We start from the raw sequence: 20756 nt of genomic DNA, 5'->3' as shown, positions 1-20756 counted from the left end.
ACCGAAGCCGCCTTCAACGGGGGTTGCCGCACGGCCTAGTCTTTGATGCGGCAACGGCACCGCTGAACAAGCGGCGGCGAACACGAGGGAGCCAGAGTGAGCAGCGATCGGGACGGCGTCTACGTCGGCGACAACGCGGCGGAGGACGACGACGACTGGTCGGACGCACCTGACTACACTCCCCCGTCCTGGTACGTGCAGACCGAGCCCGCGGCGGCTCCGACTCCGGCCGCTCCAGTGCCGACCGCGGCTGCGGCGCCCGGCGCGCCGACGCCCGCGCCGGCCGCGGCCGATGCCCCGGAGTCCGCCGCCGCTCCGGCGCAGGTCCAGCATGCTCCGGCCCAGCAGCCGGCTCCGGCGCCCGGCCAGGCCGCGGCCCCGGCGGCCGCCGTCCGGGCGCCCGCACCCGCGCCCGCCGCGCCGGTCCCGCCGGTGCAGGCCGAGGCGCAGCACGTCCCGTTCCCGGCAGCCGCCCCGGTGGCTCCGGTGGTCGCCGAGCAGCCGCAGGCCGGTGCCCCGGCCTGGCCGACGCCGGAGGCCGCGGCGCAGCAGCCCGCACCGCAGCCGTACCCGGCGCCGGCGCCCGCCGCGACCGGGCAGCCGGGACAGCCCGTACTGCCCGTGCAGCCGCAGAACTTCGCGCAGCCGCCGGTCCAGCAGGCCCCGCCACAGCACCCCCAGGACGCGCAGGGCCCGCAGGCGGCCTGGGACCCGCAGGCCGCGTGGGCGGCCCAGCAGGCCCAGCAGGCCGCCGCCCCGCCGCAGACCGGCCCGGCGCCCCAGCCCGGCCCGGTGGACCCGCGCCAGGGCGGCTGGCCGCAGCCCGCCGCGTACCAGCAGCCGGCCCAGCCGCAGCCCTACCCCGGCCAACCGCAACCCGGACAGCCGCAGCCGGGGCAGCCCCACCCCGGACAGCCCCACCCCGGACAGCCGCAGCCGGGGCAGCCCGGACAGCCGTGGCAGCAACAGCCGCAGGCCCCGCAGCCCAGCGCGTTCCAGCAGGCCGCCGCCCCGCAGCAGACCGCGCACGGCGCGCCGCTCGGCTACACCGCCGCCGTCGAGCTGTCCTCGGACCGGCTGCTGCGCAGCCAGCCCAAGCAGCAGCGCCAGCAGCCGCGGTTCCAGTTCGGCGGCAAGGCCGCGGCGGCCGAGAAGGCCCGCAAGCTGGAGGTCATCCGCACCCCGGTGCTGAGCTGCTACCGGATCGCCGTGATCAGCCTCAAGGGCGGCGTCGGCAAGACCACGACCACCACCGCGCTCGGCGCGACCCTGGCCAGCGAGCGCCAGGACAAGGTGATCGCGATCGACGCCAACCCGGACGCCGGCACCCTGGGCCGCCGGGTCAAGCGCCAGACCGGCGCGACCATCCGCGACCTGGTGACGGCCATCCCGCACCTGCGCAGCTACATGGACATCCGTCAGTTCACCTCGCAGGACCTGAACTCGGGCCTGGAGATCCTGGCGAACGACGTCGACCCGGCGGTCTCGACCACCTTCAACGACTCGGACTACCGCCAGGTGATCGACGTGCTGGGCCGCCAGTACCCGATCATCCTGACCGACTCCGGCACCGGCCTGCTGTACAGCGCGATGCGCGGGGTGCTGGACCTGGCCGACCAGCTGATCATCGTCTCCACCCCCAGCGTTGACGGCGCCTCCAGTGCCTCGACCACCCTGGACTGGCTCTCCGCGCACGGCTACGCGGACCTGGTGCAGCGCAGCATCACGGTGGTCTCCGGGGTGCGCGAGACCAGCAAGATGATCAAGGTCGAGGACATCGTCGCGCACTTCCAGACCCGCTGCCGCGGCGTGATCGTGGTGCCGTTCGACGAGAGCCTGGCGGCCGGCGCCGAGGTCAACCTCGACATGATGCGGCCCAAGGTCCGGGAGGCCTACTTCGAGCTGGCCACCCTGGTCGGCGAGGACATCATCCGGGCCCAGCAGGCCGCCGCCCAGCAGGCCGGCTGGCAGCAGCAGGCGCAGGCCGGCTACCCGCAGCCGGGCGGCCAGCCGCAGCCGTACGCCGATCCGCAGCAGCAGCCCTACCCGCAGCAGGCCGGCCAGCCCGCCCCCGGGGCACCGTGGGCCCCGCAGCCCGGCCAGGCGCCGCCGCCCCCGCCCGGGTACGGCTACCCGCAGCAGCCCGCGCCCGGGGCACCCTGGCCGCAGCAGCCGGGGCCCGGCTACGGCTACCCGCCGCAGGCGCCCCAGCAGTGAGACAGCGGAAGGGGCCCACCGGTCGGTGGGCCCCTTCCGTCGTCTCGGCGCTCAGACGCCGTCGGTCAGCTCGCGGGCCCGCTTGACGTCGTCGGCCATCCGGTCCAGCAGCGCGTCGATGGAGTCGAACTTCTCCATCCCGCGCAGGTAGGCCAGGAAGTCCACGGCCACGTGCAGCCCGTACAGGTCCAGGCCGACCCGGTCGATGGCGTAGGCCTCCACGGTGCGGGTGGTGCCGTCGAAGGTCGGGTTGGTGCCGACCGAGATCGCCGCCGGCATCCTCCCTCCTTGCCCGCTCTCGGGCAGGAGGGGCCCATGCCGTACGACGGTCAGCCAGCCCGCGTACACGCCGTCGGCCGGGATCGCGCTGTGCGGCACGGTCTCGACGTTGGCGGTCGGGTAACCCAGCTCACGGCCGCGCTGCGCACCGCGCACCACCACGCCCTCGACCCGGTGCGGGCGGCCCAGCACCTCGTTGGCACCGGCCATGTCCCCGGTCTGGACCAGCCGGCGGGTCAGGCTGGAGGAGAACGGCTCGCCGTCCCCGGCCGTGCCGCACACCTGGAGGTCGACGACCTCGACCTCGAAGTCGTCCGCCCGGCCCAGCTCGCCGAGCAGAGCGACATCCCCTGCTGCCCGGTGCCCGAACCGGAAGTTGGGGCCCTCGATGACGACCCGCGCGCGCAGCGCGTCCACCAGCACCTGGCGGACGAAGGTCTCCGGCGACTCCTGGGAGAACTCCGTGGTGAACGGAAGCACCAGCACCGCGTCCACGCCCAGCTCCGCGATCAGCTCGGCACGGCGCGGGTGCGGTGCGAGAAGCGGCGGGTGGCTGCCCGGGCGGATGACCTCGCGCGGGTGCGGGTCGAAGGTCACCACGACCGAGGGGAGGCCGAGTTCGCGGGCCCGCTCGACCGCCCGCCCGATGATCAGCTGATGCCCGCGGTGCACCCCGTCGAACGAGCCGATGGTGACGACGCTGCGTCCCCAGTCACCGGGGATCTCCTCCAGGCCACGCCAGCGCTGCACCTGACCGCTCCTTGTTCCGTACGGTGCGTACCCTCTGTACGCTCAAACGCTCAAAACCCGAACCCCTATAGCGTGCCATGCGCCTGCCCCGGCTCAGGCACCGGAATACGGGTTGAGCCCGCCGAGGGCCCCGGCGCCCGCCCGGGCACCGCTCGCTCGGCCTCGGCGGCGGCGTACTGCGGGTCCCGTCCGGCCGCCGCCAGGGCCCGCATCCGGGCCAGCCGGGGGCCGTCCGGGGCGGTCGGCGCGGCACCGGACGGCCACCGGGCGAGCAGCCGGGCGAAGGCCGCCGACCGCCCGGCGCAGCGCACCAGGAGTTCGTCCGCATCCGGCAGCCCCGGGGTGGCCCGGGCCAGCACCGCCCGGGCCCGGGCGGGGTTCTCGGCCGCGCAGTGCTCGGCGAGCCGCTCCACGGCGGCGGCCAGCACCGTCGGGTCGGTCTCGGTGGCGAGCAGGGTGTCCAGCAGCTCGCAGCGCAGCGCGTCCGCAGCCGGGTCGGTCACCGGGACGGACAGCACCTCGGCGAACGGCCGCCGGACCGCCGCGCTGCGGGCGGCCAGCGCGGCGCCGAGCAGCACCCGCAGCTCCAGCCGGTCGGCCGGGCCGACGGCGACGGCGCGCCCCAACCGGCGGCCGAGGTAGTCGACGGCGACCGGACCGGCCGGCACCGGGTCCGCGCACAGCAGCCAGGCGGCCAGTTCGGCGCCCCGCCGGACGGCCGCCGGGGCGGTGGCGTCAGCGAGCACCCGCAGCGTCTCGGCGGGGGCCGCGCCGGGGCCCGTCGACCGGTCGGCGAGTGCGGCCAGAACGGGCTCCGGGTGGCTCTCCAGGGCCGGGGCGAGCGCCCGCGGCGTGAGGAAGGCGTCGCCGCCCGCCCGGAACCGGGCGAGCGCGGCCGCCAGGTACTCGGCCCGGGTCGCCGGATCGCCGACCAGCAACGCCAGCGCGGCCCCGTGCAGGCCGGGCTCGTCCTCGCGGGCGAGCAGCGTCAGCGCGGTGTACCGCAGCAGCTCGACCCCGGCACCGGAGGCGTACGGGGCGGTCCGCAGGGCGTGCACGGCGGCCGCGACGTGCCGCTCGGGCCGCCGGTCGTGGCTCCAGCGGTCCACCGCCCGGCAGAGCGCGGACGGCTCCTCGGCGGCGAGCACGGTGAGCAGCGCGTCCGCCCGCGGGTGTGCGGCGTCGGCCAGCGCGTCGGCCAGCTCGTCCAGGGCGAGCCGGCGGTGGGCGTGCAGCAGGTCGTGGGCGAGCTCGGCGACGCCGGGGCGGCCCGGCAGGCCGCGCGGGTCCTCGAACCAGGCGCAGAGCAGCGGGAACACCGCGACCGGGTCGGCGCGCAGCCGTTCGGCGACCACGGCGAGGAACCGCTGCCCGGGGCCGTCGGCGGCCACCAGGTGGCGCAGCAGGGCGAGTTCGGCCTCGACGGGCAGGCCGAGGCCGGTCCAGAAGGCCGGGCCGAAGCGGCCGAGCCCGGCCACCGGGAGCGCCGCCGCGCCTGCCGCGCCCGCCCGTTCGGCGATCCGGGCCGCCAACTGGTCGAGCAGGGCCCGGTGTTCGGCCGGGTCCGGGCTGGCGGCCAGGCCCACGGCAAGGAGCCGGGCCGCCCACCAGGCGGGTTCGCTGCCCGGCGGGCGCAGGTCCAGGGCGCGCCAGATCCGGTGCAGCCACGGGTCCAGGGCACCGGCGCCCCAGGTCTCGGCCACCCGGCGCAGGGCGGCGGCGACCGGGCCGATCCGGTGCCGGGGGACGGTGTTCGCCCCGGCGGCCGTCTCCTCCGCCGGAAGGCCGCCGGGCCCCTCCACCTCGTCGGCGGGCCACGGCGGGGTGTCCTCGGCCTCGCCGAGCAGCAGCCGCAGCGCCGCGTCCAGGTCCAGGTGCCGGCCCTGCAGCCAGTCCGCGAACTCCCCGTGCGCGAAGCGGAATCCGGGCCCGGCCGGGACGAACAGGCCCTCGGCGAGCACCGCCGCGGCCCAGCCGCCCTCGACCGGGAACAGCTCCTCGAAGACGGCCCGGTCCAGCCCGCCGCCCGGCCGGCCGCCGAGCATCCGCCGGGCCGCCTCGTGCACCCGCCCGGCCACCGCCGCCGCGAGCCGGCGCATCCGCCGGTGCCCCGGTCCGCCGGGCCGCACCGCGCCCCGGCGGTGGGCGCCGGGGCGGCGCGGCCTGCCGTCCTCCGCCAGCCGCTGGGCCACCCGCAGGCAGCGCAGGTCCAGGAAGGCGCCGAACAGCTCGCCCCGGCGCGCCGGCCCGTCGTGCAGCCCCTGGGCCCACAGCTCCCCGGCCAGCCGGACGGCCAGTGGGTGCCGCGCGTCCTCGGTGGCGGCCGGGTGGCCCGGCGGCAGCCCGTACCGGCGGCGCACCCGCTCGGCCGCCTCGGGGGGCAGCGGGCCGAGCCGTTGCCCGGCCAGGCTCGGCGCGCCCGGGCCGCAGCCGTCCATCCGTACGGTGGGGGCACTGCCCAGGTCGCCGTCCGGGTCCGGCTCCGCCGTCCGACGGGGGCCGGCTGTGCCGCTCCCCCAGGTCTCGGCCGCGAGCCGTTCCCACAGTTCCTCCCCGCAGGCGGTCACCAGCCGGGCCCCGCAGCCGGTCAGCCACTCGCCGGCGCCGCGCAGCCAGCGCGCGTCCACCGGCAGCGGGGCCTCCTCGGGGCCGTCCAGGACCACCAGCAGCGGCCGGTCGGCCGCCGCGCACAGTGCCGCCACCGGCTCCGGAGCGGGCGCCGGGGTGCCGAGCCCGGCCGCCGCGGCGGCCAGCGCCCGCTGCACCGGCTCGGCGAGCGACCGGTCCCCGGCGTGCAGGTCGGCGCCGCGCAGCCAGAGGGTGGGCAGCGGGCGGGCTCCGTCGCAGCGGCGGGTGGCCAGTGCGGCCAGTTCGGTGGTGCGCCCGCTGCCGGGGGCGCCGACCAGCACGGTGACGGTCGCGGCCGGCTCGTCCCCGGCGAGGCCGTCCGGCCGGTCCACCCGGTCCGCGGCCAGGTGGGCCACCCGGGCCGGCCCGGCGCCGGCGGCCGTGACCTGGGTGGCGGTCAGCCGCAGCACCCCGGCCAGGTTGAGCGCCGGGCCGTAGCCGGGCACCGCCGCCGCGTTGCTCGCCAACAGCCCGGCCAGCGCCTGCGCGGCCTCCGTCCCGCCCGAGGAGCCCGCCCCCACGACCACTGCCGGCAGCGCCCCACCGTGCCGGGGCCCGCGCACGGCGGGCGCGGCCAGCGCGACCACCGCCCCGCTGCGCGCGTCCAGCACCGGCGAGCCGGCCGGCACCGCGACCCCGCCGACCACCGGCACGTCCAGCAGCACCACCCCGCCGAGCCGGTGCCCGCCGTACACGGCGCCGGTGACGGCGAGCAGCCCGCAGCGCAGGGCGACGACCCGTTCGTCCTCCCCCGCCAGCCCGGGCAGCAGCACCTCGTGGCCGGCCACGACGGTGCTCAGCGGCAGCGGCGGCACCGGCAGCCCGCCGACCGCCTCGGTGCGCAGCAGCGCGAGCCCGTGCTCGGGCAGCGGCAGCACGGCGTCCGGGCCGAGCACCCTGGTCTGCCCGCCGGGGGTGTGCAGGACGATCCGGTCCAGTCCGGCCACGCTCTCGTGCGCCGTCAGCACGCCCCCCTGTCGGTCGGCGACGAACCCCAAGCCGTGCAGCCGCCCGTTGAGGTCGCGGATCCGCAGCAGGTACCGCCCTGGATCGCCCTCCGGAAACCCCGGCATGTCGTACCCCCTCGGCCCTCGCTCTCCCGCCGTCGGGAGCCTGCCCGCCGGGGCGGCGACCCGACCGCGCCCGCGCCGCTCACCACGGGCGTTCACTCCGCGCGCTCCCTCGTGCGGGTGAAGGTGCTCCGGAAACGGGAGAGCCCCCGTCGGGATGAATCCCGACGGGGGCTCCGAACAGCGGCGGGGCCGTCAGCCGACGAAGACCGCGACCGGCTTCGCCTGCCCGCTCTTCTCCTCGACCAGCGCGAGGAAGCGCCCGTCCGGCCCGAACACCGCGATCGGCCCGTCCACCCCCATCCCGGGCGCCTTCAGCCGGGCGCCGTGGGACAGCTTCTGCGCCGAGGCCTCGTCCAGGTCCCAGCGCGGGAAGGCGGCCGCCGCGGCCGCCGCGATCGGCAGCACCTCCAGCCCCTTGGCGGACTCGCCGGTGACCTCGGCCTCCAGCTGCTCCAGGGTGCGCGCCGACTCCACCCCGTACGGCCCGACCTTGGTGCGCCGCAGCGCGGTCAGGTGCCCGCCGACGCCCAGCCCGGCGCCCAGGTCCCGGGCCAGTGCCCGGATGTAGGTGCCGGAGGAGCACTCGACGGTGACGTCCAGGTCGGTCACCGGCGTGCCGTCCTCGGCGACCGCCGCGCGCTGCTCGTGCACGGTGAAGGAGTGGATCGTAGTCGGCCGGGCCGCGAGCTCGAAGTCCTCGCCCTCGCGCACCCGCGCGTACGAGCGCTTGCCGTCGATCTTGATCGCGCTGACCTTGGACGGCACCTGCATGATCTCGCCGGTGAGCGCCGCGATCCCGGCGTCGATCGCCTCCCGGGTGACGGCGTCGGCCGGGGCCGAGGAGGTGACCTCGCCCTCGCGGTCGTCGGTGATCGTGGTCTGGCCGAGCCGGATCGTCGCCTCGTAGGTCTTGGCGGTGAGCATCAGGTGGCCGAGCAGCCGGGTGGCCCGCTCGACGCCGATCACCAGCACGCCGGTGGCCATCGGGTCCAGGGTGCCGGCGTGCCCGACCTTCCTGGTCCCGGCCAGCCACCGGAGCTTGGCGACGACCCCGTGCGAGGTGATGCCCTCGGGCTTGTCGACGATCACCAGGCCGTCCGGGCCGGTGCCTTTGCGCTTCATCGGGTTCTTTCTCTAAATAACGTCAGGAGAGACGATCAACGTACCGGTCGCAGGGCGCCCCGGAACCGCTCGACCACCGCGGCCACGTCCTCCCGGGCGCTGAAGCCGGCCGCGAAGACGTGCCCCCCGCCGCCCAGTTCGGTGCAGGCCGCGGCGACGTCCACCGCGCCCTTGGAGCGCGAGGAGCCGCGCAGCGTGCCGTCCGGGTCCTGCTTGAGCACCAGCGCCACCTCGGCCTCGGCCGGGCGGCGCAGGATGTCGATCAGCCCTTCGATCTCCTCCACCGTGACGCTGAACAGCGCGAGGTCCTGGTACGGCACCCAGGTCCACACCAGGCCCAGCCCACCGGCCGCCTCCGGCTCGTAGACGGCCCGGTCGAGCGCGCCCGCGAGCACCTTGAGGTAGCCGAACGACGAGGTGTCCCACAACTGCCGGGAGATCAGGTCGTGCCGGATCCCGGTGGCCAACAGCCGGGCGGCCAGCTCGTGGGTGGCGGGCGTGGTGGCCCGGTACTTGAACGAGCCGGTGTCGGTGGCGACACCGGTGTAGAGGCAGGTGGCCAACTCCTGGTCCAGCTCGACGCCGAGCCGGCGCAGCAGTTCTTCGACCAGCACGGCGGTGGCCGGCGCGGTCGGGTCGATCAACTGGTGAGTGCCGAAGCCCGGGTTGGAGGCGTGGTGGTCGAACACCACCAGGACGGGCGCGGCAAAGGCCTTGTCGTGCAGCAGGCCGAGCCGGCTCTCCGCCGCCACGTCGAAGCAGAGCACCAGTTCGGGCACGTCCGGCACCTCGGCGGCCGGCACGATCAACTCCTGGCCGGGCAGGAACGACAGCGACTCGGGCACGATCTGCGGATCGTCGCCGAAGGAGACCCGCACCTGCTTGCCGAGCACGCGCAACGCCAGCGCGGCAGCCAGCGAGGAGCCCAGCGCGTCACCGTCCGGGCAGATGTGGCAGATCAGGTCGATCGAACGGGCCCGCCCGATCTCCGCCACCACCTGCTGCCAGAGCAGCTCGAACCCGCTCTCCTCGGTGCGCGGGCCCGGGAGCGCCGCGAGGGCACCCTCCACCGTGCTGGTGGAGGACGCCCCCGTGGTCGATCCGGCTCGCGAGGCGGCCCGCGCCGGCTCACCCGCCATGACTACTCGTCCTCGTCGTCACGCTCGGACGCCGGAACCCGGTACGGGTCCGCGTCGCCGGCGTAGCTCGCCCCCGCGGCCTGGGTGCGCACAGCGGCGTCCGAGGTGCGGGCCCGGTCGAGCAGGTCGTCGATGTTCCGGGCGTTGTCCGGCAGCGCGTCCGCGACGAAGGTCAGCGTCGGGGTGAAGCGCACGCCGATCTTGCCGACCTCGGAGCGGATCACGCCCTTGGCGCTCTCCAGCGCGGCCGCGGTGGCCTCGCGCTCGGTCTCGTCACCGAAGACGGTGTAGAAGACGGTGGCCTCGCGCAGGTCTCCGGTCACCCGGGTGTCGGTGATGGTCACGAACCCCAGTCGGGGGTCCTTGACCCGCCGCTCCAGGGTCTGGGCGACGACCACCTGGATGCGGTCGGCGAGCTTGCGCGCCCTTGCGGTGTCGGTCACGTTGCCTCCTCGTGCAGTGGGCCCGGTACCCGGGCGAGCTGCGCACCCGTCGGGGCCCACGCCCCAAAGTACCGGCCCGCGCCCGGCCTTGCGGGCGCTCTCGGTCCTGATCCGTGTGAGAACGGCGACTTCCGTCGGCCGGCTCCACAGTCCTCATTCGTCGTCGTCGTTGTGGTAGCGCCTCCTCGCGGAGAGGAGCTGCACCTCGGGGCGGCCGGCGACCAACCGCTCACAGCTGTCCAGGACCTCGGTCACGTACCCGGCATCGCCGGACACCACCGCGAGGCCGATCTCGGCCCGGCGGTGCAGGTCCTGGTTCCCGGTCTCGGCAGCGCACACGCTGTACTTGCGCTGCAGTTCGGCCACGATGGGCCGCACGATCGAACGCTTCTCCTTGAGCGAGTGGACGTCGCCCAGCAGCAGGTCGAAGGTGAGTGTTCCCACGAACATGTATGACAGGTCTCGCCGACCTGGAAGGCCTCGGGGGGCAGCCCGGAACCGGGCTGACGCCGCTACGTCTGGACTACTCCCGGACCCTACACAGCGAGACCGGGGCCGGTCGACGGAAATACCATCCGTCGACCGGCCCCGGCTGACACCGACTAGGCGCGCGGCTTCTCGCGCATCTCGTAGGTCTCGATGATGTCGTCGACCTTGATGTCGTTGAACGACCCCAGGGTGACACCGGCCTCGAAGCCCTCGCGGACCTCGGTCGCGTCGTCCTTGAAGCGGCGCAGGCCCTCAATGGTGAGGCTCTCCGCCACGACCTTGCCGTCGCGCAGCAGGCGGGCCTTGGCGTTGCGGCGGATGATGCCGTCGCGGACCAGGACACCGGCGATGTTGCCGAACTTGGAGGAGCGGAAGACCTCGCGGATCTCCGCGGCGCCGAGGCGCACCTCCTCGTACTCCGGCTTGAGCATGCCCTTGAGGGCGTTCTCGATCTCCTCGATCGCCTGGTAGATGACCGAGTAGTACCGGACGTCCACGCCTTCCTTGTCGGCCGCGGTGCGCGCACGGCCTTCGGCGCGCACGTTGAAGCCGATGATGATGGCGTCCGAGCCCATCGCCAGGTCCACGTCGGACTCGGTGATGGCACCCACACCGCGGTGCAGGACCCGGAGCTCGACCTCCTCGCCCACGTCCAGCTTGACCAGGGCGTCCTCAAGGGCCTCGACCGAACCGGAGACGTCACCCTTGATGATGAGGTTGAGCTGCTCGATGGAGCCGGCGGCGATGGCCTTGTCCAGGTCCTCCAGGGACACCCGGACCCGACGCTGCGCGAAGGCGGCGTTGCGGTCGCGGGCCGAGCGCTTCTCGGCGATCTGGCGGGCGGTGCGGTCCTCGTCGACGACGATGAAGCTGTCGCCGGCGCGGGGCACCGAGGTCAGACCGAGCAGCAGCACCGGACGGGACGGGCCGGCCTCGGTGAGGTTGTTGCCGTTCTCGTCCAGCATCGCGCGGACGCGGCCGTAGGCGTCGCCCACGACGATCGAGTCGCCGACGCGGAGCGTACCGCGCTGGACCAGCACGGTCGCCATGGCGCCGCGGCCCTTGTCCAGGTGGGCCTCGATCGCAATACCCTGCGCGTCCTGCTCGGGGTTGGCCCGCAGGTCCAGCGAGGCGTCCGCGGTCAGGACCACGGCCTCCAGCAGCTGGTCGATGTGCAGGCCCTGGCGCGCGGAGATGTCGACGAACATGGTGTCGCCGCCGTACTCCTCGGCCACCAGGCCGAACTCGGTCAGCTGACCGCGGACCTTGGTCGGGTCGGCGCCCTCGACGTCGATCTTGTTGACGGCGACCACGATCGGCACGCCCGCGGCCTTGGCGTGGTTGAGCGCCTCGACCGTCTGCGGCATGACACCGTCGTTGGCCGCGACCACCAGGATCGCGATGTCGGTGGACTTGGCACCACGGGCACGCATGGCGGAGAACGCCTCGTGACCCGGGGTGTCCAGGAAGGTGATCGGGCGCTCTTCGCCGTTCACCATCGTGGCCACCTGGTAGGCACCGATGTGCTGGGTGATGCCACCGGCCTCGCCGGCCACCACGTTGGACTTGCGGATGGCGTCCAGCAGGCGGGTCTTACCGTGGTCGACGTGACCCATGACGGTGACGACCGGCGGGCGCGGGGCCAGCTGGTCCTCGTCACCCTCGTCGGCACCGAAGTCGATGTCGAACGACTCCAGCAGCTCGCGGTCCTCGTCGTCCCGGCTGACGATCTCCAGCTGGAAGCCCATCTCGCCGGCCAGCAGCTCGAGGGTCGCGTCGGAGACCGACTGGGTCGCGGTGACCATCTCACCGAGGTTGAACATGACGGAGACGAGCGCGGCCGGGTTGGCGTTGATCTTCTCCGCGAAGTCCATCAGCGAGGCGCCGCTCGACAGGCGAACGGTCTGGCCGTTGCCGCGAGGCAGCATCACACCGCCGACGGACGGGGCCTGCATGGCCTCGTACTCCTGGCGCTTCGCCCGCTTCGACTTGCGGCCGCGCGCCGGGCGACCGCCCGGACCACGACCGAAGGCGCCCTGCGTGCCACCACGGGCACCCGGGCCGCCGGGACGACCACCGAAACCACCGGGACGCGGGCCGAAGCCGCCGCCACCACCCGGGGCACCGCCACCGGGACGCGGGCCGCCGAAGCCACCGCCACCGGCCGGACGCGAGCCCGGACCGGCCGGACGGCCCTGGAAGCCGGGACGGGCACCGCCCGGAGCACCCGGACGGCCACCGGGGCCACCCGGACCACGGCCACCCGGACCCGGACGCGGGCCGGCCGGACGCTGCGGCATCATGCCCGGGTTCGGGCGCGGCATGCCGGACGGGGTCGGGCCACCGGGACGCGGCGAGGCCGGACGCGGCATGCCGTCGGGACGCGGGGCACCACCCGGACGGGGGGCACCGGCACCCGGAGCACCCGGACGCGGAGCGCCACCGGGACGCGGGGCGCCACCGGCACCCGGAGCACCGGCGGGACGCGGACGGTCGCCACCCGGACGCGGGGCGCCACCGGCACCCGGAGCACCGGCGGGACGCGGACGGTCGCCACCCGGACGCGGACGGTCGCCGCCCTGGGCGCCACCCGGACGCGGAGCACCGCCCTGACCGCCCTGACGGCGGTCGCCGGGGCGGCCCATGCCGGTGGCGCTACCCGAGGTGAACGGGTTGTTGCCCGGACGCGGGCCGGCCGGACGCGGACCCGGACGGGCGCCGCCGGAAGCCTGGCCAGCCGGGCGCGGAGCCTGGGTGGACGGACGCGGGGCGTCACCGGCCGGAGCCGGCGAGGAGAACTCGGCCGCGGGCGCGGCCGGGGCCGCCGGAGCGGCGGGACGCGCGGCCGGGCGCGGGCCCGGGGCCGGCGCGCCCGGCTTCGGGGCACCCGAGCCGGCGGCGGGGGCGGCCGGCGCGGAAGGCGCGGCGGCAGCCGGGGTCGGACGGGGACCAGGGGTCGCGCCGGGGCGCGGACCCGGAGTCGGAGCCCCCGGCTTCGGGGCACCCGAGCCGGCGGCGGGGGAGGGCGCCGCGGTCTTCCGCGGGCCCGGCTTGGCAGCGGAACCACCACCGGTGGGGGCCACACCAAGCGCGTCAGTCAGCTTTCGCACGACCGGCGCCTCGATCGTCGAGGACGCCGAACGGACGAACTCACCGAGCTCGGTGAGCTTGGCCATGACGGCCTTGCTCTCCAAGCCAAGCTCCTTGGCGAGTTCATAAACCCGGACCTTAGCCACTTCACTCCTGTCTATGAGTCCGGGGGTCTCGTCCGCCGGACTGTCGCTACTTCATGGGCGTACCCATCGCGTACTCATCGCGTACTCATCGAGTGCTCATCGCAATCTCGACCTACTTCCACATCGCGAGGTACCTGACTGGTGGCACGGCGCGCGGCTGCCCGCGCGCTGTGCTTGTTGCGGTGGTTCTCCGCCGCGCGAGCGGCGGCCGTTGCGGGAGGCGGCCCGCCTAGGAGGCCCCGCCCACCCGCTCCCCGATGAACTCGCGGAGCCGCTCCGTGTCGAGCGCGCCCTGGAGCCGGAAGGCCCGGGGGAACGCCCGACGGCGGACCGCGAGGTCGAGGCAGGCCGGATCGGGATGCACGTGAGCACCCCGGCCCGGAAGTGCGCCACGGGGATCAGGGACGCACTCGCCCTCGACCGCCGTGACACGCAACAGCTGGTGCTTGGCCGCGCGCTTGCGGCAGCCCACGCAGGTGCGTTCCGGGCGTGCTCGGACATGCGTCCGGCCAGACGAAGGCAAGTCTACCCCTCCGAAGCGACATGGCGCCGCCCCGCCGATCCCGGAGGGCCGACGGGGACGGCCACGACAACACTGACTACTGGGCCTGGGATTCCTCGGCCTGGCCCTCGGTGTCCGGCCGGATGTCGATCCGCCAGCCGGTCAGGCGCGCGGCCAGGCGGGCGTTCTGCCCCTCCTTGCCGATCGCCAGCGACAGCTGGTAGTCCGGCACGATCACCCGGGCGGAGCGCTGGGCGGCGTCCACGATCTCCACGCTGGTCACCCGCGCGGGCGACAGGGCGGCGGCCACCATCTCCCGGGGGTCCTCCGACCAGTCGACGATGTCGATCTTCTCGCCGTGCAGCTCGCCCATCACCGCGCGCACCCGGGAGCCCATCGGGCCGATGCAGGCGCCCTTGGCGTTCAGGCCCTGGCGACGCGACCAGACCGCGATCTTGGTCCGGTGGCCGGCCTCACGGGCGATCGCCGCGATCTCCACGCTGCCGTCCGCGATCTCCGGGACCTCCAGCGCGAAGAGCTTCTTCACCAGGCTCGGGTGGGTGCGCGACAGCGTCACCGAAGCTCCGCGCACACCCCGGCGCACGGCCACCACGTAGCACTTCAGCCGGGTGCCGTGCCGGTAGTCCTCGCCCGGGACCTGCTCCTGCGGCGGCAGGATGGCCTCCAGCTTGCCGATGTCGACCAGCACGTTCTTCGGGTCGTTGCCCTGCTGGACGACACCGGTGACGATGTCGCCCTCCTTGCCCGCGTACTCGCCGAAGGTCTGGTCGTCGGCGGCGTCGCGCAGGCGCTGCATCATCACCTGGATGCCGATGCTGGACGCGATCCGGCCGAAGCCGCTCGGGGTGTCGTCGAACTCCTTCGGCTCGACGCCCTCCTCCAGCTCCGCCGGGTCCTCCATGGCCCACACGGTGACGTGGCCGCTCTTGCGGTCCAGGTGCACCCGGGCCCGGCGGCGCGAGCCCTCGGTGCGGTGGTACGCGGTGAGGAGAGCGGACTCGATGGACTCGACCAGAAGGTCGAAGGGGATGTTCTTCTCGTTGACCAGCGTGCGCAGGGCACTCATGTCGATGTCCACGGCTACGCCTCCTCGTCTTTCGTCACGTTCGTCATGGTCGTACGGCACCTGCGGGTCACTCGGCGCCGTCCTCCCCCTCGTCGAAGTCCGCGGCCTCGTCCAGGAGCTTGTCGTCGTCCTTGCGGTTGAACTCGACCTGGACGCGAGCCCGGGCCACCTCCGCGTACGCCAGACGGCGCTCCTTCGGGCGGCCGCGCCCCTTCACCGGCTGCACCTCGACCAGTGCGCCGTCCTCGTCGGCCTCCAGCACCCGGGCGACGATCTCCCCGCCGTCCACCAGGTGGATCTTGGCCAGCCGACCCTCGGCGCGCTGCCAGTGCCGGGGCAGGACCAGCGGACGCTCCGCACCCGGCGAGCCGACCTCCAGCAGGTACGCCTCGTCCCCCATCAGGTCCGACTCGTCCAGGGCCTCACCGACCACCCGGCTGAACTCGGCGATGGTGTCCATGTCCACGCCGCCATCGGTGTCGACGTCGATCTGCACCTGCCGGCGGCTGCCCGCCCTGGTGACCCTGACCTCCTCCAGATCCAGTCCGGCCTGCTCGGCCAGCGGCTCCAGCAACGCTCGCAGCCGGTCGGTGTGGGTGGTGCTCATCCGGGTGGACTCCTCGGCCGCGTCTGCTGTTGTCAGAAGGTCGCCCCGCGCCCCCGGTGCCACACCGGAGCACGGCAGCTCGGCCCAAAGCCTATCCGGTCAAGCCCCCAACCACCGATTCCGGACCTCCGTCGACCACGCGCACGCCACCCACTGCGAGCAAGCTCACACCCGGCACGGCACCCCGGAACCGGGCCCGGGAACGTGGGGATTCTGTAATCATTCACGCCAACGAGGGCAGGCGGGGAGGCCGTCCTCCCGTACCCGCCCGGAGTGACCGCGATGCAGCCGCCCAGCCGACGGACCTTCCTGGCCCTCGGACTGCTCACCACCCTCACCGCCTGCACCGCCGACCCCCGCGGCGACCGCCCCGCCGACCCCACCCCACCGCGCGACCCGGACACCCCCGCCCGCCTCCGTGCGATCGCCGACACCGACCTCCTGCTCGGCGCCTACGAGAACCTGCTCACCGTCCCGGGCACCCCGACCGCCCTGCTCCAACCCCTGCGCGACGACACCGTCCAGCACCGCGCCGCCCTCGTCCAGGGCCTGCCGACCGCGAGCCCCTCCCCGACCGGCACCCCGTACCGCTCCCTCCCCACCCTCGCCGAGCTGGCCCTCATGGAGCACCGGACCGCCGAGTCCCACCTCGACGGCTTCGGCGAGGTCAGCCCGCCCCTCGCCCGGCTGCTCGCCTCCATCTCCGCCTCCAACGCCCTGCACGCCGCGGCCCTCGGCGACCGGACCCCCGTCAAGACCCCCGACGGCAGCGCCGAAGCCACCCCCGCCACCAGGACCGCCGCCGTCCCCACCCTCCAGACCGCCCTCAGCGCCGAACACGCCGCCGTGTACGGCTACGGCGTGGTCGGCGCCCACCTCCCCGACGACCCCCAACGCACCGACGCCCGCGCCACCCATGCCGCCCACCAGGCCCAACGCGACGCCTGGCAACGCCTCCTCACGGCCTTCACCGCCGCCCCCACCCCCGCCGCCGGCGGCTACCGGCTCCCCTTCCCCGTCACCGCCCCCACCGACGCCACCAAGCTCGCCGTCCACCTGGAGACCCGCCTGACCACCGTCTACGCCGACCTGGTCGCCGACGTCCCCGCCCCCTACCGCCCCCTCGCCGCCACCGCCCTGCGCGAAACCACCCTGCGTGCCCGCCACTGGGGCGCCCCGGCCACCCCCTTCCCGGGCATCCCCGGCTGACCCCCGGGGCCTCGGCGGGCACGCAGGGCGAACGCCCGCGCGCCCGCACGGAACCGCCCCCGACACCCGCCCGCCGAAAGCCCCGCCCCGGCCCCCAAACCCCGACAATGGACCCATGTCGGGAGCCGAACCCACCATCACCGTCCCCACCTGGCTGACGAACACCGTCACCACCACCCACGGCGAGGTCGGCCGCCAATGGCTGGCCACCCTCCCCGCCAGGGCCGCCGCCCACCTCGCCGCCTGGAACCTCACCCTGGAACGGATCCTCGACCCCGGCGGCAGTCTCAGCCTCGTCGCGTACGTCCACCGCGACGACCTCTCCCCCGCCGTCCTCAAGGTGGGCCTGCCCACCCCCGAGACCGCCCACGAGCACACCGCCCTCACCCACTGGGCCGGCCGCGGAGCCGTCCTCCTGCTCGACGCCGCCCCGGCCGAGGGCGTCCTCCTGCTCGAACGCCTCCACGGCGAGATCCCGCTGCGCTCCCTCGCCGAACCCAAGGCCATGCTGGAGGCCACCAGCCTGCTGCACCGCCTCTGGACGGAACTCCCCGAGGGACACCCCTTCCCCACCATCCCGAAGCGGGTGGCCGCGACCACCGCCACCGCCGCCGCCCTGGCGGCCCCCCGCCCGGACCGCCACCCGGATCACCACACGGCGCTCACCGATGCCCAGCCCCTGATCGCCGAGGCCCTGGACACCGCCCGGACCCTGGCCGACTCCGCCGACGAGTCCTTCCTCCTGCACGGCGACTTCCACCACGGCAACGTCCTGGCCGCCGACCGCGCCCCCTGGCTGGCCATCGCCCCGCGCCCACTGGCCGGCGAACGCGCCTACGACCTGGCCCGCCTCGCCCTGGACCGCGCCGACACCCTGCTCGGTGCCCCCGGCGCCCCCGCCGCCGTCCGCCGTCGGCTGGGCCGACTCTCCGAAGCCCTCGAAGTCGACCAGGACCGCCTCCGCGGCTGGACCCTCTTCCGCGCCGTCGACCTCGCCCTCCGCGCCCTCACCGCGGACCGCCGCGAAGATGCCGAGCTCTACCTCGAATTCGCCAACTCCCTCTGACCCGCGAGCCTTTGCGCCCCGGCTCCTACGCCCCGGCCCCCCGCAAGGGCAACCGCGCCCCCATCACCGCGTACAGCCGGTCCGTCGCCGGAAACCGCACCGCCCGCGCCAGGTCCCGGTATCCCAACGCCCGGTAGAGCCGCCGCGCCGGCGTCTCCGCGTCGATCGCCGAGAGGATGCTCCGGTCCAGCCCCGACCGCTCGCACAGCGTCCGGATGATCCGCGAGCCGACGCCCTGTCCCTGGAACTCCGGCAGCACGTGCAGCTCGGTGACGGCGAAGACCCCGTCCAGCCAGTCCTCGTACCCGCGGGCGGTCAGATACGGCTCGATGACGGTGCTCCACCAGTGCTCCCGATGGTTGGGCATCCCGTACCCGAACCCGATCAACCGGCCCCCGCTCATCGCCCCGAGCGCGATCACCCCGGGCTGCCGGGCGTGCCGCCCCACGATGTGCAGCCGGACCGCGACCTCCTCGGGCGTCAGCCCGAACGCCACCGCCTGGACCTCCAGCGCCTGCGGCGCCCAAGCCGCAAGGTCGATGGCCTCGATCGTCACCCCGGTCAGCTGATCCATGCTCCGGACGTTACTACCAGCGGCCCCGCAGCGCGGCCGAAGATCCCAACCGCACCTCGCACAGCTCGTTCGACCCGCTCAGAACAACACGCTCATGAACGCCCCGACCTCCCGGAACCCCACCCGCCGATACGCGGCCCGGGCCCGCAGGTTGAAGTCGTTGACGTACAACGACACCACCGGCGCCACCTCCCGCAACGCGACGTCCAGGACCGCCGCCATCCCCGTCTCGGAGAGCCCCTGCCCCCGGTGCTCCGGAGCGACCCAGACCCCCTGGATCTGACAGGCCCCCTCCGTCACCGCCCCGATCTCCGCCTTGAAGATGACCTGCCCGTCCTCCCCGAATCGTGCGAACGACCGCCCGGTGGAGACGAGTTCGGCCACCCGGGCCTGGTAGAGGAGCCCTCCGTCCCCCGCCAGCGGCGACACCCCCACCTCCTCGGTGAACATCGCCACGCACGCCGGCATCAAGTCCTCGACCTCGTTGCGCCGCACCCTCCGCACCAGCGGATCCGGCGCGATCTCCGCCGACGGCACCGAGGTCGCCAACAGCGGCTGGTGCGCCCGCACTTCCCGGGCCGGCCCCCAACTGCGCTCCAGCAGCGCCCAGAAGGCCGCCGTGGCCGCCGCCGGCCCGACGATCGAGGAGCAGCGCCGCCCCTGCCGGCGGGCCCGCTCCGCGAACGCCGCGACCGCCTCGGACCCGGCGTTGACCATGACCAGGTTCGCCCCGGTGTAGCAGAGCGCGTCCAGCACGCCGTCACCGTCGTACCAGCCCCACATCTCCCCGCCGAGCCGCCACGGGTCCAGCCCGACGGCCTCGACCCTGGTCGCGACGAAGGCGTTGGCGACCGGGTCGCGGTGGAGGATCTCCAGGGCGTCCGGGAGGTCCGGCGGCTCCAGCACGCGGGTGGTGGCCAGGGCCCGGACGGCCTGGAAGGAGCTCGGGAGCATCACACCTCGATCGAGCATCGAGACAGCACCTCACTGAGACGACTCTGGCCGCACCCTACTCCGTGGCCCCACCCGGCTACGGCCGCGGGGCCGTCCGCGAACGGACGGCCCCGCTTTCCGGAAAACACCGCGCGGGCGCTCCCGCGCGGTCAGGACAAGCCGTGCGGGGTCACTCCCCCGCGACCACGGTCGGCGTCCCCGACTCGACACCCGCCGCCTGCATCTGCTCGGCGAGCTTCAGCGCCTCCTCGATCAGGGTCTCGACGATCTTCGACTCCGGAACGGTCTTGATGACCTCGCCCTTCACGAAGATCTGCCCCTTGCCGTTGCCGGAGGCGACCCCGAGGTCGGCCTCCCGGGCCTCGCCCGGACCGTTCACGACGCAGCCCATGACGGCCACTCGCAGCGGCACCTCCATGCCCTCCAGCCCGGCGGTGACCTCCTCCGCGAGCTTGTAGACGTCCACCTGGGCGCGCCCGCAGGACGGGCAGGAGACGATCTCCAGGCCGCGCTCGCGCAGCCCGAGCGACTCCAGGATCTGGTTGCCGACCTTGATCTCCTCGGCCGGCGGGGCGGAGAGCGAGACCCTGATGGTGTCGCCGATGCCCTCGGCCAGCAGCGCGCCGAAGGCGACCGCCGACTTGATGGTGCCCTGGAAGGCCGGCCCGGCCTCGGTCACGCCGAGGTGCAGCGGGTAGTCGCACGCGGCGGCGAGCTGGCGGTAGGCGTTGATCATCACGACCGGGTCGTTGTGCTTGACCGAGATCTTGATGTCACGGAAGTCGTGCTCCTCGAACAGCGAGCACTCCCACAGCGCCGACTCGACCAGCGCCTCCGGGGTGGCCCGGCCGTACTTCTCCAGCAGTCGCTTGTCCAGCGAGCCGGCGTTGACGCCGATCCGGATCGGCACGCCCGCGCCCTTGGCGGCCTTGGCGATCTCGCCGACCTTGTCGTCGAAGGCCTTGATGTTGCCCGGGTTCACGCGCACCGCCGCGCAGCCGGCGTCGATCGCCGCGAAGACGTACTTCGGCTGGAAGTGGATGTCCGCGATGACCGGGATCTGCGACTTCTTCGCGATGATCGGCAGGGCGTCGGCGTCGTCCTGCGAGGGCACGGCGACCCGGACGATCTGGCAGCCGGACGCGGTCAGCTGGGCGATCTGCTGGAGCGTGGCGTTGATGTCCGAGGTCACGGTGGTGGTCATCGACTGCACCGAGACCGGGGCGTCGCCGCCGACCGGCACGTTGCCGACCATGATCTGCCGGGAGTAACGGCGCTTGGCCAGTGGCTTGAGCGGCAGGGACGGAATACCGAGCGAGATCGCGGTCATGTGCGCAGGGTTCCCCGGGGTTGAGGTGTGGTCGACCGCCCGGCCGCTGGG

Annotated in this window: 16 protein-coding genes; 3 read left to right on the top strand and 13 right to left on the bottom strand. The window is 74.5% G+C overall.

Annotation, left to right across the window (positions count from 1 at the left end):
* The first annotated feature begins 96 nt into the window (after positions 1–96).
* On the top strand, positions 97–2217 hold the full coding sequence (locus tag AB0O11_RS31555) for a MinD/ParA family protein (protein WP_363393824.1): 2121 nt from the start codon (positions 97–99) through the stop codon (positions 2215–2217).
* Between the two features lie 51 nt (positions 2218–2268).
* Here AB0O11_RS31555 and AB0O11_RS31550 read toward each other — a convergent pair whose 3' ends face one another.
* The 10 genes from AB0O11_RS31550 to rimP all read right to left on the bottom strand — a co-directional run bounded on the left by AB0O11_RS31550 (position 2269) and on the right by rimP (position 15572).
* Complete coding sequence (locus tag AB0O11_RS31550) at positions 2269–3246, bottom strand: bifunctional riboflavin kinase/FAD synthetase (RefSeq protein ID WP_363393822.1); 978 nt, start codon at positions 3244–3246, stop codon at positions 2269–2271.
* Between the two features lie 65 nt (positions 3247–3311).
* Positions 3312–6947, bottom strand: a complete 3636-nt coding sequence (locus AB0O11_RS31545) for a serine protease (protein ID WP_363393820.1) — start codon at positions 6945–6947, stop codon at positions 3312–3314.
* Positions 6948–7139: 192 nt separating this feature from the next.
* On the bottom strand, positions 7140–8069 hold the full coding sequence (gene truB / locus AB0O11_RS31540) for a tRNA pseudouridine(55) synthase TruB (protein WP_363393818.1): 930 nt from the start codon (positions 8067–8069) through the stop codon (positions 7140–7142).
* A gap of 35 nt (positions 8070–8104) precedes the next feature.
* On the bottom strand, positions 8105–9208 hold the full coding sequence (locus AB0O11_RS31535; protein WP_363393816.1) for a DHH family phosphoesterase: 1104 nt from the start codon (positions 9206–9208) through the stop codon (positions 8105–8107).
* 2 nt (positions 9209–9210) lie between these two features.
* Positions 9211–9651 carry a 30S ribosome-binding factor RbfA gene (gene rbfA, locus AB0O11_RS31530; protein WP_363393814.1) on the bottom strand — a complete coding sequence of 147 codons (441 nt, stop codon included), beginning with the start codon at positions 9649–9651 and terminating at the stop codon, positions 9211–9213.
* Between the two features lie 153 nt (positions 9652–9804).
* Positions 9805–10101 carry a DUF503 domain-containing protein gene (locus tag AB0O11_RS31525; protein ID WP_224284125.1) on the bottom strand — a complete coding sequence of 99 codons (297 nt, stop codon included), beginning with the start codon at positions 10099–10101 and terminating at the stop codon, positions 9805–9807.
* Positions 10102–10253: 152 nt separating this feature from the next.
* Positions 10254–13376, bottom strand: a complete 3123-nt coding sequence (gene infB, locus AB0O11_RS31520; RefSeq protein WP_363393811.1) for a translation initiation factor IF-2 — start codon at positions 13374–13376, stop codon at positions 10254–10256.
* 229 nt (positions 13377–13605) lie between these two features.
* A complete protein-coding gene (locus AB0O11_RS31515; RefSeq protein ID WP_363393809.1) occupies positions 13606–13899 on the bottom strand; it encodes a YlxR family protein in 294 nt (97 codons plus the stop codon).
* Between the two features lie 76 nt (positions 13900–13975).
* Positions 13976–14977, bottom strand: coding sequence for a transcription termination factor NusA (nusA, locus tag AB0O11_RS31510; RefSeq protein WP_363393807.1), 1002 nt, complete (start codon positions 14975–14977; stop codon positions 13976–13978).
* Between the two features lie 55 nt (positions 14978–15032).
* Complete coding sequence (rimP, locus tag AB0O11_RS31505; RefSeq protein ID WP_363393805.1) at positions 15033–15572, bottom strand: ribosome maturation factor RimP; 540 nt, start codon at positions 15570–15572, stop codon at positions 15033–15035.
* Positions 15573–15854: 282 nt separating this feature from the next.
* Between rimP and AB0O11_RS31500 the strand changes: the two genes are divergently transcribed.
* Complete coding sequence (locus AB0O11_RS31500; protein WP_363393863.1) at positions 15855–16781, top strand: ferritin-like domain-containing protein; 927 nt, start codon at positions 15855–15857, stop codon at positions 16779–16781.
* A 115-nt stretch (positions 16782–16896) separates the two neighbouring features.
* On the top strand, positions 16897–17847 hold the full coding sequence (locus tag AB0O11_RS31495; protein ID WP_363393803.1) for an aminoglycoside phosphotransferase family protein: 951 nt from the start codon (positions 16897–16899) through the stop codon (positions 17845–17847).
* Positions 17848–17872: 25 nt separating this feature from the next.
* On the opposite strand, the gene AB0O11_RS31490 is transcribed toward AB0O11_RS31495, so the two are convergent.
* The 3 genes from AB0O11_RS31490 to ispG all read right to left on the bottom strand — a co-directional run bounded on the left by AB0O11_RS31490 (position 17873) and on the right by ispG (position 20705).
* Positions 17873–18421, bottom strand: coding sequence for a GNAT family N-acetyltransferase (locus tag AB0O11_RS31490; RefSeq protein ID WP_363393801.1), 549 nt, complete (start codon positions 18419–18421; stop codon positions 17873–17875).
* 78 nt (positions 18422–18499) lie between these two features.
* Positions 18500–19375 (bottom strand): GNAT family N-acetyltransferase, encoded by an 876-nt coding sequence (locus tag AB0O11_RS31485; RefSeq protein WP_363393861.1) that lies wholly within the window; start codon positions 19373–19375, stop codon positions 18500–18502.
* Between the two features lie 169 nt (positions 19376–19544).
* Positions 19545–20705 (bottom strand): flavodoxin-dependent (E)-4-hydroxy-3-methylbut-2-enyl-diphosphate synthase, encoded by a 1161-nt coding sequence (gene ispG, locus AB0O11_RS31480; protein ID WP_363393799.1) that lies wholly within the window; start codon positions 20703–20705, stop codon positions 19545–19547.
* Positions 20706–20756: the final 51 nt, after the last annotated feature.

The organism is Kitasatospora sp. NPDC093102, assembly GCF_040683915.1.
Taxonomy (GTDB): domain Bacteria; phylum Actinomycetota; class Actinomycetes; order Streptomycetales; family Streptomycetaceae; genus Kitasatospora.
The sequence above is the reverse complement of the archived record's forward strand: the minus strand, read 5'-3'. Positions and strand labels throughout refer to the sequence as shown.

What these genes read in the sequence shown, in the direction of transcription:
- rimP (WP_363393805.1), bottom strand. Translation starts at nt 15,572, where the DNA reads ATGAGCACCACCCACACCGACCGGCTGCGAGCGTTGCTGGAGCCGCTG.
- AB0O11_RS31500 (WP_363393863.1), top strand. Translation starts at nt 15,855, where the DNA reads ATGCAGCCGCCCAGCCGACGGACCTTCCTGGCCCTCGGACTGCTCACC.
- AB0O11_RS31485 (WP_363393861.1), bottom strand. Translation starts at nt 19,375, where the DNA reads ATGCTCCCGAGCTCCTTCCAGGCCGTCCGGGCCCTGGCCACCACCCGC.
- AB0O11_RS31545 (WP_363393820.1), bottom strand. Translation starts at nt 6,947, where the DNA reads ATGCCGGGGTTTCCGGAGGGCGATCCAGGGCGGTACCTGCTGCGGATC.
- AB0O11_RS31525 (WP_224284125.1), bottom strand. Translation starts at nt 10,101, where the DNA reads ATGTTCGTGGGAACACTCACCTTCGACCTGCTGCTGGGCGACGTCCAC.
- truB (WP_363393818.1), bottom strand. Translation starts at nt 8,069, where the DNA reads ATGAAGCGCAAAGGCACCGGCCCGGACGGCCTGGTGATCGTCGACAAG.
- AB0O11_RS31535 (WP_363393816.1), bottom strand. Translation starts at nt 9,208, where the DNA reads ATGGCGGGTGAGCCGGCGCGGGCCGCCTCGCGAGCCGGATCGACCACG.
- AB0O11_RS31495 (WP_363393803.1), top strand. Translation starts at nt 16,897, where the DNA reads ATGTCGGGAGCCGAACCCACCATCACCGTCCCCACCTGGCTGACGAAC.
- ispG (WP_363393799.1), bottom strand. Translation starts at nt 20,705, where the DNA reads ATGACCGCGATCTCGCTCGGTATTCCGTCCCTGCCGCTCAAGCCACTG.
- AB0O11_RS31490 (WP_363393801.1), bottom strand. Translation starts at nt 18,421, where the DNA reads ATGGATCAGCTGACCGGGGTGACGATCGAGGCCATCGACCTTGCGGCT.